The sequence below is a fragment of the Arthrobacter sp. BI5 genome, from assembly GCF_056680065.1.
The window spans coordinates 2,495,611-2,512,132 of sequence record NZ_CM155264.1 but is presented as its reverse complement, the minus strand read 5'-3'; the positions used below and the strand labels follow the sequence as shown (position 1 = coordinate 2,512,132).

Annotated in this window: 13 protein-coding genes and 1 pseudogene; 4 read left to right on the top strand and 10 right to left on the bottom strand. The window is 60.6% G+C overall.

Annotated features, from left to right (window positions below):
* The first annotated feature begins 36 nt into the window (after positions 1 to 36).
* Entirely contained in the window at positions 37 to 1,167 is a 1,131-nt protein-coding gene (locus tag AC1MED_RS11540; RefSeq protein WP_479783403.1) for a CatB-related O-acetyltransferase, read from the top strand.
* Between the two features lie 104 nt (positions 1,168 to 1,271).
* Here AC1MED_RS11540 and AC1MED_RS11535 read toward each other — a convergent pair whose 3' ends face one another.
* From AC1MED_RS11535 to AC1MED_RS11515, 5 genes and pseudogenes are all read right to left on the bottom strand, one after another.
* A complete protein-coding gene (locus AC1MED_RS11535) occupies positions 1,272 to 1,817 on the bottom strand; it encodes a transposase (protein WP_479783402.1) in 546 nt (181 codons plus the stop codon).
* Positions 1,818 to 1,949: 132 nt separating this feature from the next.
* Positions 1,950 to 2,150 carry a hypothetical protein gene (locus AC1MED_RS11530; protein ID WP_479783401.1) on the bottom strand — a complete coding sequence of 67 codons (201 nt, stop codon included), beginning with the start codon at positions 2,148 to 2,150 and terminating at the stop codon, positions 1,950 to 1,952.
* Between the two features lie 410 nt (positions 2,151 to 2,560).
* A pseudogene (istB, locus tag AC1MED_RS11525) lies at positions 2,561 to 3,329 on the bottom strand (IS21-like element helper ATPase IstB).
* Positions 3,326 to 3,715, bottom strand: coding sequence for a Mu transposase domain-containing protein (locus AC1MED_RS11520; protein WP_479783400.1), 390 nt, complete (start codon positions 3,713 to 3,715; stop codon positions 3,326 to 3,328). The pseudogene istB and the gene AC1MED_RS11520 overlap by 4 nt, the downstream one beginning before the upstream one ends.
* A 77-nt stretch (positions 3,716 to 3,792) precedes the next feature.
* Positions 3,793 to 4,548, bottom strand: coding sequence for a transposase (locus tag AC1MED_RS11515; protein WP_479783399.1), 756 nt, complete (start codon positions 4,546 to 4,548; stop codon positions 3,793 to 3,795).
* 1 nt (position 4,549) lies between these two features.
* On the opposite strand from AC1MED_RS11515, the gene AC1MED_RS11510 reads away from it, so the two are divergent.
* Positions 4,550 to 5,257, top strand: coding sequence for an ISL3 family transposase (locus AC1MED_RS11510; RefSeq protein ID WP_479783398.1), 708 nt, complete (start codon positions 4,550 to 4,552; stop codon positions 5,255 to 5,257).
* A gap of 343 nt (positions 5,258 to 5,600) precedes the next feature.
* Here the strand turns inward: AC1MED_RS11510 and AC1MED_RS11505 are convergent, their stop codons facing one another.
* From AC1MED_RS11505 to AC1MED_RS11495, 3 genes are all read right to left on the bottom strand, one after another.
* Positions 5,601 to 6,566, bottom strand: a complete 966-nt coding sequence (locus AC1MED_RS11505; protein ID WP_479783397.1) for a glycosyltransferase family 61 protein — start codon at positions 6,564 to 6,566, stop codon at positions 5,601 to 5,603.
* Positions 6,567 to 6,856: 290 nt separating this feature from the next.
* Positions 6,857 to 7,756, bottom strand: a complete 900-nt coding sequence (locus tag AC1MED_RS11500; protein WP_479783396.1) for a DUF6492 family protein — start codon at positions 7,754 to 7,756, stop codon at positions 6,857 to 6,859.
* Between the two features lie 100 nt (positions 7,757 to 7,856).
* Positions 7,857 to 10,964 (bottom strand): glycosyltransferase, encoded by a 3,108-nt coding sequence (locus AC1MED_RS11495; RefSeq protein ID WP_479783395.1) that lies wholly within the window; start codon positions 10,962 to 10,964, stop codon positions 7,857 to 7,859.
* A 930-nt stretch (positions 10,965 to 11,894) separates the two neighbouring features.
* Here AC1MED_RS11495 and AC1MED_RS11490 point away from each other — a divergent pair.
* Complete coding sequence (locus AC1MED_RS11490) at positions 11,895 to 13,181, top strand: UDP-glucose dehydrogenase family protein (RefSeq protein ID WP_479783394.1); 1,287 nt, start codon at positions 11,895 to 11,897, stop codon at positions 13,179 to 13,181.
* A 103-nt stretch (positions 13,182 to 13,284) separates the two neighbouring features.
* Here AC1MED_RS11490 and AC1MED_RS11485 read toward each other — a convergent pair whose 3' ends face one another.
* Positions 13,285 to 14,145: a glycosyl hydrolase gene (locus AC1MED_RS11485; protein ID WP_479783393.1), complete on the bottom strand. Its 861-nt coding sequence runs from the start codon at positions 14,143 to 14,145 to the stop codon at positions 13,285 to 13,287.
* Between the two features lie 196 nt (positions 14,146 to 14,341).
* Complete coding sequence (locus AC1MED_RS11480; RefSeq protein WP_479783392.1) at positions 14,342 to 15,241, bottom strand: glycosyl hydrolase; 900 nt, start codon at positions 15,239 to 15,241, stop codon at positions 14,342 to 14,344.
* Between the two features lie 284 nt (positions 15,242 to 15,525).
* Here AC1MED_RS11480 and AC1MED_RS11475 point away from each other — a divergent pair, with 284 nt between their 5' ends.
* Positions 15,526 to 16,521 (top strand): ATP-grasp fold amidoligase family protein, encoded by a 996-nt coding sequence (locus AC1MED_RS11475; protein WP_479783391.1) that lies wholly within the window; start codon positions 15,526 to 15,528, stop codon positions 16,519 to 16,521.
* Position 16,522: the final 1 nt, after the last annotated feature.

The following is a 16,522-nucleotide window of genomic DNA, read 5'->3' as shown; positions in this document are numbered from 1 at the left end:
GCCATCCGCATCCGGCCCCTCGAAACGAATTAACGAGTGAGCGTTTCTCTTGTTGGTCCCTCGGCGGTGGCGAATGAAACGCACCGGAACGAGGGGATGATTACCGGTCTCGCGGTAGGCCAGAATTCGCCGACGTCCATGCTCATATCCTGCATCACTCCGGCAGGAATCCTGGCAGACGGCTTCACCGACGGATCAACCGCAGGTTCTCGGGGCATCGTCGGTACTCCTCGATATCCCAGTCCGCACTCCTGTAGGGTTTTCAGCATGCCCACATCACGAGTGAAAGAACTAGCGCCACTGACGAGAGACGTGGTGACCGAACTTACCCGCGGGATTTGGGAATTTCGTGCCGGGGAGCGAGTACTCAGCAGCGCCCTTCGCTTCCGACCAGACGGCACTCTTACGGGTTACCAAAACCCGAACGAGAGTAGTTGGCGTGAAGAGAATGGCGCGCTTCTCCTCGTCAGTACGAGGGGTCGCGTCACCAGCCGACTGAGCTACACAGTGACGGCGGAGAGCGTCATATTCGAAGGTAAGTCGCTCGTAAACGGGAGCATTACCTTCACGCTTACTCGCGTCGACTGGGACGACCGTGGGCGCCTGCCGCAACTAACTAGAACGCTTCAAGCCGAAAACATAGCGAGATTCGGCTGGGACATTGGTGATCACACCTACGGCAGTCCTATGGTCTTCGAACGCAACGCCCATCTTGAAATTGGGAAATTCTGCTCGATGGCATCAGGAGTTCAAATCGCTCTGGGAAATCACAGGATCGACTCAGTTTCCACTTATCCCTTTGCGACGCTTAACACATGGTGGCCGTCAGCTACCGGTCTGCCTGACCACGATTCCCGCGGCGCGGTGACCATCGGTAGCGATGTGTGGATCGGAGGGGGCGCGTTCATTGCATCGGGCGTAACAATCGGTCACGGGGCTGTGATCGGTGCTCACGCCGTGGTCACGAAGGACGTACCACCCTACGCAATCGTGGGGGGTAACCCAGCCAAGGTCATCAGATATCGATTCCCACCAGACGCCGTCGAGCGACTCCTCGAGGTTGCTTGGTGGAACTGGCCAGACGAACTCATCGATGAGCATCTTCCCTTGATGATGCTTCCCGACATCGAAGACTTTTTGACGGCAGCAAAGAGTATCCAGATTTAGCGGTCTCAGCGTTGACTTGTGGCTTGGCTAACGGACTAAACCTGTTCGGCGGCGGCCTGTTGGAGCTTCTCACGATCTGCGCCGGATACCTGAAACGGAACTTGTCAACCTCTTTGAGACAGAGCTGCTAGTTCGCGCTTTCGTTTCCTGGGGTCGTTGAACCAGCTTTCGGCGTGGACGGTTTGTGCCCTCGGGCGTTGGTGGTGCCTGTGGGGGTTGGCTGCCCACGAAGCGTCCAGGGCCCTCTGGGGGCGTTGTTGGCTTTCGGGCCAGGTCCCGTCATGGACGGAGTCCGGGGTGTAGTACCCGAACCCGGAATGGCGGTGCTCGGTGTTGTAGATGTGGATGAAGCGGTCCGCCCAGTCCCTGGCGCGCTCGATATCGGCAAAGTGCCGCGGGTAGCCCAGGTCGTACTTCATGGTCTTGAACTGCGCCTCCGAGAACGGGTTGTCATTGGAGACCCGGGGCCGGGAGCGGGATTCGATGACGCCGAGCCTGGCCAGAAACTGGCCCATGTCGGTGCTGGTCATTACCGAGCCCCTGTCGGCGTGGAGGACCTCGGGTTTGGCCTGCTCACGGGACAGGGCGCCGGTGATCATGTTGAGCGCTTCCAGCGTCCCTTCGGAGGGCTCCAGCCGCCATCCCACCACGTAACGTCGAAGACATTCAAGATGACATACAGGCGGTAGTTGCGGCCCCGGTCCACTGACCGCAGGACGGTGATATCCCAGGACCACACCTGGTTCGGGCGGGACGCGCAGAGCTCCGGAATCACCGACGCCTTATGGGTGGCCATGATCCTGCAGTCGCCGTTGAGTTTCTTGTCCTTGCCACCCGGTGCCATAGGATTCCGAGGCAATATAGATGCCCTGGTTAAGGGTTCGGTAGAACACCTGGGAGACGCTCAGATCTGCGGACTCCTCATCGGTCAGGAACGCCTCGATGCGGGCGCGTTCCTGACCGGTGAGCGTCGCCGATTGCACGCGTTCTTTCTGCGGTACCGGCGCCGCTTTGCCGGCCCGCGGGGCGCGGTGGCGGTACCAGGTAAGTCGGGCAACACCCATCACCTGGCACGCGGCCACCACGGTCAGCCCGTCGGAGACGAGGCCTGTGACGGCCTCTTCCCGGATTGCGTCTGCAGCGGGACCGGCTCCGCGCTCTCGGCAAGTTTCTCCAAGAGCGCGTGCGCTTTTCCCGCGGACTCCAACGCCGTCAGGACTTCCTGATCCGCCTGTGCCTTTGCCAGTTCCCGGCGCAACCGAACGATCTCGGCGCTGCCGCTTCGGTGTCATGGCCCGTGGGAGTTGCACCAAACTCATCATGATTCCGAGCGTAGGCCCAATTCCTAACCGCGTGCCCGGAAATCCCGTACTCACGCAGGACCGCACCCTTTTCACCATGCGGGGCAGCCTCGTACTTGGGTTCTTGTCTTATTTCGGAGCCGGTAGCTGCTGCCGGTGAGGTTCAGGACTTCTGCGTGGTGAACGATCCGGTCGATCATTGCCGAGGCCACTGTCGCGTCGCTGAAGACTTCGTCCCACCTGCTGAGGGCGAGGTTGCTGGTGAGTACCACGGAGGCGTGTTCGTAGCGGGATGAGACCAGCTGGAAGAAAGGGTTGGCGGAGTCCTGGTCGAAGAGGACGTACCAGACTTCGTCAACGATGAGCAGCTTGTAGCGGCGGAGCTTAGCCAGTTCCTGGGGCAGGCGTCCGCGGTCGTGGGCTTCGACCAGTCTCGATACCCACCCGGTCGCTGTGTCGAACAGGACGCGGTGCCCGGCGCGTGCGGCCCGGGTCCCGATCCCGACAGCAAGATGGGTCTTGCCGGTGCCGGGCGGGCCGAGCAGGACCACGTTCTTGGCTTCCTCCAGGAAGACCCCGGTGCCCAGATGCGCGACGAGGTTCCGGTCCGCGGCGGGCTGGTGGTCGAAGTTGAACTCCTCCAGCAGCTTGTGTCCGGGGAACCTCGCGGCCCTGATCCGGAGTGCGGCCCCGGAGGCTTCGCGTTCGGCGACCTCGCGGGAGAGGACAGCGGCGAGGTTATTCCTCGTGTGACCAGCCTGCTTCCCATGCCCGGTCTCCGAGGGTCCGGTAGCCGTCGGCGATCCGTGGGGCACGCAGCACGCGGGCGTAGTAATCGATGTCCTTCACTGCCCCGTTCACCGGCCGGCTCCGGAGAGTTCGCGGGCATCGTCGGGGATGGCGACGCCGAACAGTTCGTCATAGATCGACAGGTCCCGTTCCTCCACGACCGTGGACCGTCCGGCCTTGACGCTGCGGTGGATCCGCCGGAGGGAGGCGGCCTTGTCGATGTGCGCGGGGTCGGTGAAGATCTGCTGCCGGGCCCACCGCCGTTCGTGTCTGGCCAGCAGCCGGCCGTCGGCGCTAACGGTCACCTTTTCCAGGTCTGCTTCGACGTCCACGATCCGCCCGATCGCACCCGGGTCCACGGAATAGTCGTTGGAGAAGATCCGCACGTAGGAGTCCCGTGGCAGCCGGACGCTGCTGCGGAAGGCGAACTCGGGCGCCACCGGCGTCAACGGCCGCATCGCGTCCCGGTCCCGGGGGGCCGTGCCGGTTCCGGGAGTAGCGGGCGTTGGCTCGCGGCAGCCAGCCCGCGAGCTGGTCATTGAAATTCGGTGGGGACGAGAAGGTCCGGCCGGGCATGAAGCCCTGGCGGAAGTAACGGTTCATCCGCTCCACGATGCCCTTGGATTCCGGACCCCGTGGCGGTAACTGCCGGATCTCGCAGCCCAGCATGCGGCAAACGCCGCTGCGGCTCGGTCAGCCGGCCCTGGCCGATCCCTGATTCGTTGTCCCAGACCAGCTGCTTGGGCACTGCACCGGATTCCTGCAGCAGCGACCACATCCCGCCCAGCAGATCAAAGGTCGTGCGGGTCGGCAGCATCCTGGCCTGGATGTGTCCGGAGAACGCGCTCGTCATCACCAGCACCGGAGGCTTGCCCTCCTGCCCGTGACCCAGCGGCAGCGGCTCATGCGGGAACCATAATTCGCCCTGCATCGCCTGTCCCGGTTCATGGACCAGGCGGTCCACGGGATCCGCCGGCACATACTCGGGCCGGAGTCCACGGACCTCGTCCTGGAACAACGATGCAGCGCCCGCCCAGCCAACGCGTTCGGCCAGTACCGAGGCAGGCATCGTCGGCGTCTGCACTAACAAGGCCCGCACCTGCGGCGCGTAACCATCGAAGCTCGAACCGGCCGGCTTCCGCTCATGCTTCGGCGGCCGCTCCGCCTCCAACGCCCGGTCCACCGTCCCCCGGGAAACCCCGAGCTGTTTAGCCAGCTCCCTCTTGGAGATCTTCTCCGTCGCGTATCGGTGGCGAATCTGCGCCCAACATCTAATGTGATCACCTTCCATAATGGTCAGTGGCCTCGTTTTCAGTTGGCGTTTTTGGCCCTATTTTCGATTGGCGTCAACAGACTGTCGGGACCACGGGGGCGTCGGGGACTGGCTCTTCGCCCGCACGCTCGCGTGGCGGCTGGGAGTGCAGGTCGTCGCGATCGACCCGTCGGCTGCGTTCCGCAAAGTGTTGAGGATGTGGCTGCCCCGTACCGCTGTCGCGGTTGATCACCTCCATTTGGTCTCCCTCGGCAACCAGGCCATGACCGAGCCCCCGTCAGAACCTGTCCTAGCAGGTCAAGGGGCGCCGTGGCCGCGCCGTCGACAAGGCCTGGGCCCACCGGACGCTGCTCCTGCGTACCGGCGACACGCTGTCCGAGACGGCGCCCACCGGCTGGAGGAGGTCCTCACCGCCGATGACGAGGCCGGCAAATTGCAGGCGGTATGGAAGGTCGAAGACCAGCTCAGGGCGCTCCTGCGTACCGACTCCCTGGCCGACGCGGCAGCCGCGAAAGAGGAACTCAAGTTGCTCGTGGACGCCGCCGGACGGCCGGAAACGAGCAAGCTCTACCGCACCGTCTGGCGTTGGTGGATTGAGATCGAGGTCCTCATCGTCACCTACGCCACCACCGCCAAGGTCGAGGCAAACAGCACCGGCATCAAGAACATCAAACGCACCGCCCGGGGCGACCGGAACGCCGGGAACTACAAATCGATATCCTCATGAGCAGTGCCGCCCGGACGGCGGCATGACACTCATTCGGAAACCACTCCGCCACGAACCTTGAAGAGCCGGTAACGTCTGACAGTTCGCTAAGTCGCGAACATCGGCACGACGGTGACATTAGCGCCAGGCCGTCGCGGACGAGAATTCACCCGGCTCAATCGTTGTCATTGTGCGGTACGTCACTTCCAGTACAAGTAGTTTTATGCGCGCCGGGTTGACGAGTGCTAGGCCTCATACGTCCATGAGCTTCCGCTCTCAGGCCGGGAGCTGATGCCCTATCCGGCCAGCGTAGATCAGCACTTTGGGTGTCTGCAGGTCATGAGGCCTCTAATAGGCAAACCCTCTAACCGCTGAGCAGTGCTGCCAAAGACATCTCGGTTTCGGGAATCAGCCTTCGACCCTCTGCGCTGATGAATGGGACGTACCCCGATGTTCGACCTGCAGCGTCGTCAATCACCTTTTGATTCGGTAGCGCCCGGTGTGGCGATCTGGCGTCACCAATCTCTATCACCTTCGCCCCAGGATGCGAGAACGCGGAAAGGTGCAGCGCCGATCCAGACACGCCGGCGAGTACGCTCGCCCCGGCCACGGCATCCAACTGGTCATTTAGGGACATGTTCTGGGGATGGAGCACGTCGAACCCCTGTGAAGCCATCAGGGCGTCCAGCCGCTCGTCGCCGGGAACGCGACGCGGATCCTCGGCCAGCCCCGATCGAGAAAGAAAGACCTTACGCGATGGAGCCCATGGGGACGCCACCCGGCTCCAAACATGAGGCGCCTCGGGGCCAGCTGACTCGTTGAGGATAAACGGCCGCCCAGGAATCACCAATTCTTCCACCACAGCTCCGTGCCGGGCAATTACAATCGGAACACGCCAGCCCAAACGTCGCACCATCGTGAGCTGCCAAGTATCGATGTTTCCGCCAAAAATGAAGGGGTGGAAGATCAGGCCATCCACTTCGTCGATTTGCGGCCACAGCGTAGTCAGGGTCTCGGTGATGAAGTGTCCAAACTGTGCCATCCAGTGCCCGCCGTAGAGCCACCGTCCACTAAACCGGTCATGTCCGGCTCCGCGTGAAGCGATTTCCGGATCAACTGACCCTACGAGGTCACCGCCACGCTCGCCGATACGTTGTGACGATGGGACGAGATGGCCGTCCGCATAAACCGCCCCTGTCACGGTTCGTTTGCGCTCGTCGACCCTCTCTACCCGAAACGGAGTGAGTAAAGCGTCGTTCGCGAGAATGCAGGAGACTCGGTCTGGAGGCGAAGGGGCGGCAGCAGCGGCAGTGGGGATGGCAATGGGCATGCCACCCACTGTAATCCAGGTGCAGCCGAGGCTTCGGCTTCGGCGGTGAGTCACTAGAGAAAGAACGAGAGCTGCGCCGGGTCGTGTTGGTGGCGGCCATGCTTTCTTCGCCGGCGGAAGTGGTCAATTTATGGCGCAGATATCAATGGGATCGGGCGAATGGACAAGTATAGAGGGCGGTCATGGCATTAATGTAGGACGCCCCGTTTGCCTCGATAGGAACAAGTCATCTATTGTCCAGATGGCGCTTGCCATAGGCATCTGGGATCACCTCATGCTGAGCTTTATCCCTAATAAGCAAAAAACCAATCGGGATTTTCCCAGTCCTTCAATAGGTACTTTCCCCACATGTCCTTGATTGCATCCATTTGGTACCGCGAAAGCTGGGGGAGCCGGTTTCGATGAAGACCGAACATCGGGACGTTTTGTTCAACCGCCTCGGAGATCATGTCTATCACCTTGCCGTGGTCTTGGGGCCACTGGGTAAATAAGGTGCGAGTGAGGCTGGGGCGATTGGAATAGGGAATGTTATCGAATGCCGAGACTAAGTGGGCGTAGTAGAGGAAAAATTCGGTCGCACCCCCGGTTTTCCGGATCGCTTTATCAAGAGGTAACCCGAACTTTTGCTCTAATCTGCGCGCTGTACTGGCGACCTCTTTGGTGAGCATCAGGTATGGGGTTACGGTCGGCATCATTTGCGAGAGTCTGTCCTCCGTGAACACGTCCAAGGCTGTAAGCGAGGCACGCACGTACTTGGTCCAGTTGGGAGTTGTGGGGGTCAGTTGTGTTATGGGCTTCCCGTCATAAAAAAAATCTTCGATCCGAGAGGGGCGAATGAAATGGTTCTTCGCATCTAACATGAGATAGGCATCGGTCTGGACCAGGTCGCAGAGCGCGAGCTTGAGGGTCTGCTGCCCGTACCAACCACGGCCGTCCCCGCCCCGAGGAAGATCCGGAGTGGAGATGAGCCGCAGCTTATCTCGCAAATTGGTGCTGATTCTTCCTTTCAGGTGTCTCTGAAATTCGGTACCAAGTAATTCATTGTCGGATCCATTGAGGACGACCAGGTACTCTTGGACGCCCTCCACGTCGAAAAGCCTGTCGATGGACAGTGCTTGAAGTACGGTCAGCCGAAGATCCCCTTCAAAGGTTATGGTGGCTATAGTTGTTGGAGGCAAAGTCGTGGTCATCGGAGTCCGATTTCAAAATGGCAGTCTGAATTACAGGTACGGGGCAGAAGCAAGCCTGCGGTGTCGGCGGTAGCTACCGCTGGATCAAGCCAATGCACTCTCAACGGACTGCGTACGAGAGATCTGGAGCTCCATCGGCCAGACGGGCCGGTGCTCGGGTGGTCTGCCATTCCTCAACATCCGTGACAAGCGTCTTCGCGCGAGCATCAAAGGAGTGTTGCTGCATAACCTCTCGGGCCTGGAAGGCACGTTCCTCGGCACTGCCGAATGCGGAGAGCCCCTGAACGCTGCACAGCCACCGGAGTTCATCCACAGATTCGTATACTTGCACCATGCTGCCGAAGACGTCACTTAGCCCGGTTACGGCGTCACTTACCACGGGTGTTCCACAAGCTACGGCGTCGAAGATTCGGTTTTGAATGAAGCCCATTTCCGCCATGTCGGACCAGTGATCTGCCAGCACACGTTTTGAGGACCGGTAAAAATCACCTAGGTCTTCATTCCTAATCCTGTCCGACTCATACATGCGTGGTTCGACCACGTCTTCCCAGCCGTGCCCGACGATAGTCAGATCAATTCCAGCCCGTAGCGCGTCGGCGATGACGGGGCGATCGCGGTTTGGGGTGTTACCGCCTACAAACGTAGTTGGACGCCACCGGTCGTCCGACGAAGCTGGCGGGAGATGGAATCGGGAGACGTCCGTCGCTTGGAGTAGCGGTCTGACTTCGCGGCCGCTCAACAGGGACATCTTTGATGACCATGAAAGAGAAGAGGCGTAGACGAGGTCGAACGCTCGCAGCTCGTCCACGGTTACTTCCTCGGGGTGACTAATGACCCACAGCACATTAGTTGCGCCTGGAATAGGGTGGACCCTATCGAGGCCTCGCACGACGAGATTTACATCATCAAATGCCTGACTTCGGTCCGTGTTGTGCCCATGTCGGTATCCGACAACCTCGCGGTCGAGCCGTCGCAGCGAATCCGCGAGGGATCCGACATAGTACGTATCGCCCCAACGGTCCCCATTGTGGCCGCCAGTTGACGCATAGCGGATCCCCCAACGTTGCTGCTTTGCCTCGGGCGAACGAATGACGACTGGCCGGGGAGCGGGAACTAGGTTGTTGTCTCCGCCCACATGCGCGAGAACGAAACCCGCGCGAGCATATTTATCGGACTCGGGCGCTGGCAATTGCCTATTCCACCGCTTGATGAACTCTAGGCGGTTTCTGCTTATGTTCAGCCCACGGCCGGGAGTTTTGCTCTCGTAGTGCGTTACTTGGGACGTGGGCTCAACAGCGAAGTGCCCACCCAGTTCTCTGATCGCCCTGAGACATAGGTCGATGTCCTCCATCCCGTTCACAAAAAATGGATCGAATCCCCGGAGCCGAACGACGTCGCTCGTCCTCCAAAGCATGCAAGCCCCCGTGATCGCGGAGAATTGCTCCTTGGCCACGTTGCGCGCGTCCTCGGGCGGATGATTCGCGAGGAAATGACCTGGCAAGGAGTTGTCGGCCATGAAGACTGTCCCCGCAGTCTGGATTGAGTCGTCGGGATACTGAAGCAGCGGTTGAACAGCTACGACCGTCGGATCCTGCAGACGGTTGATCATCGGCCGCAGCCAGCCCTCGCGTACCACTGTGTCGTTGTTGAGGAAACAGGTGTATTCGCCTGTTCCTAGGAATGCTCCGAAGTTGGATCCAATGCTGTAATTCAGATTTCTGGGCAATCGCACGTACCGAACTCGCGGATCGCCGTGAAAGAGTTGCCCCAAGGGTGCGCTGTAGAAGTAGGCAGAGCCGTTGTCGACAATTATGACCTCAACATCGACATCTCCCGAGTTGTCTAGAACGCTCCTAACTGCACGTGCAGTCATCGCCCAGTCCTGGTAGACGGGCATCGACACCGATACTCGTCCGCTAACTCGTTCTCCGGCTTCCATACTTGCCCAATCAACGAGGTTGTTGCCCAGCACCACCCACTGCCAGGAATCAGACTCGGTAGTCGTGATGCGGTTGCCTTCCTCCCGGTCGTCCCAGTACTTGCAGCCGATGAACGGCAGAAGCTGAGGCTCCGAAATTTTGGCGATCCGAATAGCGAAATCGTGGTCCACCCAGCGTTTCAGACTCTCGTCAAATCCACCGGCCTCTTGGGCCAGTTCGCGGTCCACCGTGAGTACATTGAGATCAATATGGTTGAGCACCATCAGGTCTTCTACGCCGCCCTTGTAGGCCCTGTAGGAGACTTGGTCGCCCTTATGGAGTTCTAGCCCCGCATAGACCGCCCGCGCCCCTGCGGCGACCGCTCCCTTCAATGAGAGTTCAAGGTAGTCGACCGGCCAAAGGTTGTCAGTGTCCAGGAAAGAAATCCACCTGCCCTCTGCACTCCCTATGCCAGCATTGCGGGCAGCGCACACGCCGCCGTGCTCCGCTTCTATCAGATGGATCCGGGGATCTGTTTCGGCCATGAGCCGCACAACGTCGCGAGTCGAGTCCGTCGACCCGTCGTCTACGACAATCAGTTCCCAGTACGGGATCGACTGTCGTTGGACGGACCGAATCGCACGCGCGATGACTTCAGAGCGGTTCCATGCAGGCATGATCACGCTTACTAGAGGCTGCCCCTCGGTAACGGCGGGAAGATCAACTGAGGCGATGCCTCGGCGCCAAGAGTCCTCTGCTCCTCTGTCCCAGGTGCTCCGCCCGCGGGGACGGGACCGAAACGTTTGAATCTTGATCGTATCGACGACGCTCGGCCACGAATTCCGGACGTCGCCCCAGGTCCAACTCCCGTTAGCTAGGTCAACGACGTAGTCGTCGGGGGCATTCTCGATCAACCACCCCAGCGTCCCTCCCACATGACCTTGCACGTCGCTCGACGTGATTATTCGAGATTGCGTATTTAGGAGCTTTGGGTCAAGTAGGGGGCCGATTGCCGGCTGTGACTCTAGCGGCCTCCGAAACCAACTCATCACGGCCTTCAGTTTGCCCTGCTTCCACGCCTGACGGAGATGGTCTGGCCATGACCGGGAGTCCATAAGTGGGTGAGGGGACATTTCCTTCGTCATACCGTTGATGAGGAAATCCTCGCCGGCTGCTTCCGGTGAAGAAAAGTATCGATCGCTCTGCGCTGAATACCAATATCTGTTAAACAGCCCGCTCTCAAGGAGAAGGTCGAGGTCGGACAGGTGGTCGAAGTCAGTGGAGGTCAACGGATACCTTTGGGTGCTTGTGCCGGCCGTGTGCGTCGGCCGGCAGTCATAGTCAGATTAGTAGTCAGACTACCCGAAGCGACTCCCAGCCAGCGTGCGACCGAATCAGGTGCGATGATCGAGTTCCGACGGCGACTAGCTGTTGCGGGAAGGGGGACTCCGTTGGAGATTGGTCCCGCTGCGTCGGACAGCGACGTCTCGACAAGACCCTCTCCTATCCAAGAAACATTTGCACATCGTAGTCGCGGCGTGCATAAGCAGCGACTCCGAGAGTTGTTGACTCCGGTTGTTCCATTTCGCCGTGGGATTCCAGGGACCCTCGTCCGGCAAAGTCCCAACTGTAGTTCTACTTGGGGCGTTGGTTCCTCATCCAGCGGACGTCGCATCCTAAATCCACTGCGAACGAGAATCGTCGTTTTTGATGGACGGCCGTAGGCCATCCACTCGGGAATGCCAAACGAGTGTTGTCGCTAATGAACACCGGGTCGGCTATAGCAACGCCCGCTTCCACCCTCGGCAGATGAAGACGGTAGCCCGCGGCGTCATGCCCATGATCACGTCCGCATTGGGCATAGTTACGCAGTGCGCTGATTCCGGGTCTTGAGAGTCGCGCCAAACCGAGAGCCTACGCCACGGGCCATCCGGACCAGTTGGAGGTGCATTCGAGTCGATGTCAGCGTCGCGGTTGCCTTGGATGCAAACGTCGGTTGTGGACGCCGGCTGAACACTTTGGCCCGAGGCGACGGCAGTTGACCCATCCGCGGACCCTCACAAAAGCCGGAGTCTCGATTCGAACGATATATAGTAGACCCGTTTGGTCGCGCCATCTGCGCCCACGCAACGAACTTACTTGCAGCTACTGGGGGACTAGTGACACTTCGTCTAACCGTAATCGGTACGGGATATCTCGGCGCAACCCATGCGGCATGCATGGCGGAACTGGGCTTCGAAGTCCTGGGCGTCGACGTCGATAAGGAAAAGATCGACAGCCTCAGCAGGGGAGAGTTGCCCATCCACGAGCCGGGCCTGCCCGAGCTGTTGCGCAAGCACACCGAATCGGGCCGCCTGCGCTTCACCACTTCGTTCGAGGAGGCGGGCGCTTTCGGGGACGTCCACTTCATCGCCGTCGGCACCCCGCAGCGCGCCGGCGAACACGCAGCGGACATGACGTATGTGGACGCCTCTGTGGCAGCGATCGCCCAGGCGGCCACCAAAGACTCCCTCATCGTCGGGAAGTCCACGGTTCCGGTGGGCTCCGCCCGCCGCCTGAAGGGCCTCGTGGCCGACGAAGCACGCGACGGTGTGACGGTCAACTTCGCTTGGAACCCAGAGTTCCTTCGCGAGGGTTTCGCCGTGGAGGACACCCTGCGTCCAGACCGTTTGGTGATCGGCGTGGATTCCGCGGCTGCGGAGGCCACCCTGCGTGAGGTCTACGCGGACGCCATCAGCCGCGACACCCCGTTCATCACCACCGACTTTGAAACGGCTGAACTGGTCAAGGTGGCGGCCAACGCCTTTCTCGCGACCAAGATCTCCTTCATCAACGCTTTCTCCGAAGTCACCGAGACCGTTGGCGGTAACATCCGGACGCTGGCCGACGCAATCGGCCTCGACGCCCGGATCGGCCGCCGCTTCCTCAACGCCGGCATCGGCTTCGGCGGCGGCTGCCTTCCCAAGGACATCCGGGCCCTTCAGGCGCGCGTCTCCGAACTGGGCCTGGACAGCACCATGCGCTTCCTCAACGAGGTGGATGAAGTGAACCTCCGCCGCCGCGATCGTGCGGTCCACGTTGCCGAAACGCTGCTCGGCGAGGTGGAGGGCAAGCGCGTCGCCGTCCTCGGCGTCGCCTTCAAGCCCAATAGCGACGATGTCCGTGATTCGCCGGCGCTGGACGTGGCTGCGAGGTTGTATAACAGCGGTGCTGACGTCAGCGTCTACGATCCCGCCGCCAACGCTAACGCCGCCAAGCGATACCCGCGGCTGAACTATGTTGACTCACTGGACACGGCCGTGGCCGATGCCGACCTGGTCATGCTGCTGACGGAATGGTCTGAATTCGTCATTACGGATCCAACCGAGTTGGGGGCAGCTGTCGCGCATAAGCGGATGTTTGACGGGCGCAACGTTCTGGATCACGAGAAATGGAATGCGGCTGGCTGGGACATCGTCTCCTTGGGCCACAAGAGCGAACTGTTGGAGCTCGCTGCCGCCAGATAAGCCCGGCCGCTGATGCAGCGGACCCAAGAGAAAGGATCCCACCAGGTTTAGAGCTCTGGTGGGATCCTTTCTGTGTTGGGGGTCGTTTGTCGACAGCGGGGCCCTACAGCGAAGCGTAGAGCCTGCCCGTGCTGGTGAGGCTGCCGTTCGTATGGAACAGGGCCGAGCATCCCATCTTGATGTCTTTTGCTGAGCGCGTCTTCCACGCAAAGCGCTCCACGAACGGCATCGCGCGCAGTCCCGCTACCGTGGCCCGCATAAAGTCCTCGGTCTGGGCGCGGCTGTACCGGCAGGGGTTGGATGAGGTGGCGTTCCAATCGGCCACTGCGTACTCCGTCACCCAGATCGGCTTGCCGTATTTTTCGTGGAGCATGGTGATCTTGTTCAGGAAGTCGTCAGCGTTCGGCCACGCGTAGACGTGCGTCGTCACAAAATCGACGCGAAGGCCTTTCCGCTTGGCCTTAGCCATGAAGTCGGCCAGCCAGGGGCTGGCAGGGTTCTTGCATGCGGGAGAACCCAGGCGCAGGCCCGTCGCCTGGAGCTTGGGCCAAAGGCTGATGGCCTGATCCACCGTCATGTTGGCCTGAGCCGTCACGTCGGGTTCGTTGAACCCCAGAAGGTGTTTCGTTTTAGTCTGGGATAGCTGGCGCATCACGTATCCCAAGGCGTCCTGCTCCAGCATTGTCCTGGCGCTCTTCACCATGGGAATGAACGGCGGGGTGGTTGTGACGTTGGGGTGCGAACCCCAGGTGTAATGCCAGTCCAGTTTGAGGCTCTTGATCTGTTGGAGCGCCAGGGCGTCTTTACCCCCGTGTCCGAATCCTTTGAGGGTATTCGCCGGGGTTGTGATCGCAGGGACCGACATGGTGCCAGCGGCTTGGGCCGGGACTGCGTTGGCCGCCAGTAGGGCGCCCGGGGCGGCCATGGCCGCCAATGGCATGGTCAAGAACGTACGGCGTTCCACGGTTACCTTTCGGTTGGATCCAGGCTGCCCGTTGATCAGGCGGCGGCGGAGTTCAGTCGGCCGCACGGCAGTGAGGCTCGAGCAAATTTAGCACGCAAGAACTCAGGAGATCTCCAGCAAAAGCGCAGGAATTGCCAAGGGTTGTCCTTCCGCACCGGATGCCTCTGGGACTGCCGTTGCTTCCCCTTGACCTCGTTTAGAGGGACCGATAGAGCTGGCCGGTGCGCGTCAGGGAACCGTCCTTACGGAACAGGGCCGAGGCACCCATGACCGGGTCCCCTTCTTCCCTCGTCTTCCAAGCGAAACGCTCCACAAAGGGCATCCGGCGCAGTCCGGCGACCGTCTCGCGCATGAACGCCATGATCTGCCTTTCCGAGTAGCGGCTGGGGGACCCCGGCCTCGCCTTCCAGTCCGCGACGGCGTATTCAGTAATCCAGATGGGTTTACGGTAGCGGTCGTGGAGTCTCTGGACATTGTTCAGGAAGGCCCGGGAGTTCGGGGACGAGTAGGAGTGCATGGTGATGAAGTCCACCCGCAGCTTCTTCGAGGCCGCTTGATCCATGAACTGTTTGAGCCAGACACCCTGAGGGTGAACTGATGCCGGCGAGCCCAGCCGCATCCCGGAGGCCTGCAATTCGGGCCAGTAGCTGATGGCCTCGGCCACGCTCATGGCCGCCTGCTCGGGATGATCGGGCTCATTGAAGCCGAGCAGTTCCCTTGCCCGGGTGGTGCCACGTTCCGAGACGACTTCGTCGACGTCGCCACGCTCGATGCCTCCGCGCCCCCAGATCATCGGGACGAATCCCGGGGTCATTCGGACGTCGGGATACGTGGCGCCCCACGTGTAAAACCAGTTCACGTTTAAAGCGTCCAGTTGGCTGATGCTGTATTTGTCACCGACGCCGAGGCCGATGCCTTTGCGTGCCCCGCGCGGGATGGCCTGGACAGTTTCACGTACGGGGCCGTACAGGCCGGCGGCGACCCTCCGCTGATCGATAGGGCCCGGATTGGCCGCGGCAGCTTTAGCCGAGGAGGCTGCCACGGCGGCACCGGCAGATGCCGCCAAGGACAGGCGGAGGAAATCCCTGCGGTCCATGCTCACTTCAACTCACTTCGCTCGGCTGCGGCCAAGTTAAGCGCTCTCCCCCCCGGCTAACACTTCATGTTCCCACGATTTGGCGCGCTTGGCAGCTTTCTCTAGACTGTTGATTTATTGGCGGGATCTGAGAGTCAACTTTCTCATATCCACGTCATCAAGCACTAATTGGGGGTAGGGCTTAAATGGATCCGTCTGGATTTGATCGCGCCAATTCGGAGTCGCCTTTTCTGGCGTTTGTAGCCGCTGAATTCGAGCGACGTGGGACCAGTCGCCGTAAGGAATTGGCTCAGAAAATCATTTCACATCCCTTCGTGGAGGACCTGGGGATGAGGGTCCCCAAGAGGATCGCCATCCTGGACAGCTTGGACTGCCTTCATGGAGAGAGCCTGCCCGACATGTTTGTGTTGAAGCTAGCCAACGGGTGGTCCTCCCGCGGGGTCATGATCCTGGAGCGCACCGGTCCGGACGAGTACTTCGACCATATGAATCTCCAGACCTTGGACGTCGCATCCATAGTGCGGATTCAATTGGAGAAAGCCGCCTCCTTCTCACAGAAGGAGGCACGCTGGATTGTCGAGGAGCTCGTGGTCCACACACTGGGTGTTGGGGCTATTCCTTTCGATTACAAGTTTTACTGCTTCCAAGGTGAAGTCGGTCTTGTGGTCCAGGTTGACCGAAACTCCGGTCCTGTTCGAATCGTTCTATTCGATGGGGACTTCCGGCCACTCAGGCTCGGCACGGATTATTTGCTGAGCGATTCCGCGAAGCCTGGGGTGCCGGTGGTTCCGCTCAACGCCCCGGAAATGCTCTGGTGGGCGCAAAGGCTTTCCCTCGAGGCAGATTCACCGTTCGTGAGCATTGACATGTTTGACAGTCCCACAGGGCCGGTATTTGGCGAGTTCACTTATTCGCCAGGGGGCACGCATCGAAGAATGTTTGTGTTCTCACACAGGCTCTTGGACCGGTTCGACGAACTCATCACACAACCCGGACGGTCCGTGGATTCGCTGGCCGGAACCTCATTGGAACTGAGGAAGTCCCTCGCTCATCCCGGGGCTCTGGCTTATCGGGCATGGGCGGGCTACGCCTACGGGGGCGGACCCCGGGGCGCGGAGCGGCTGCACCTGCACTACAGGCAACTCGCCGCCAATTGTGGGCCCGGCGATCCCCTCCATGGCTGGTATCGGCGCTTAAGCGCGATATGGGCCGCCATTAGGGACCGACTCCGGGTAGCCAACCGGAAACGGCTGCTGACGGCTTCGCGGACCGTGGCGTAGC

Excerpts from the sequence above, each read along its gene's own strand:
- AC1MED_RS11520 (WP_479783400.1), bottom strand. The coding sequence starts at position 3,715 with ATGCGGCCGTTGACGCCGGTGGCGCCCGAGTTCGCCTTCCGCAGCAGC.
- AC1MED_RS11490 (WP_479783394.1), top strand. The coding sequence starts at position 11,895 with ATGGCGGAACTGGGCTTCGAAGTCCTGGGCGTCGACGTCGATAAGGAA.
- AC1MED_RS11515 (WP_479783399.1), bottom strand. The coding sequence starts at position 4,548 with ATGGAAGGTGATCACATTAGATGTTGGGCGCAGATTCGCCACCGATAC.
- AC1MED_RS11500 (WP_479783396.1), bottom strand. The coding sequence starts at position 7,756 with ATGACCACGACTTTGCCTCCAACAACTATAGCCACCATAACCTTTGAA.
- AC1MED_RS11505 (WP_479783397.1), bottom strand. The coding sequence starts at position 6,566 with ATGCCCATTGCCATCCCCACTGCCGCTGCTGCCGCCCCTTCGCCTCCA.
- AC1MED_RS11480 (WP_479783392.1), bottom strand. The coding sequence starts at position 15,241 with ATGGACCGCAGGGATTTCCTCCGCCTGTCCTTGGCGGCATCTGCCGGT.
- AC1MED_RS11510 (WP_479783398.1), top strand. The coding sequence starts at position 4,550 with ATGGTCAGTGGCCTCGTTTTCAGTTGGCGTTTTTGGCCCTATTTTCGA.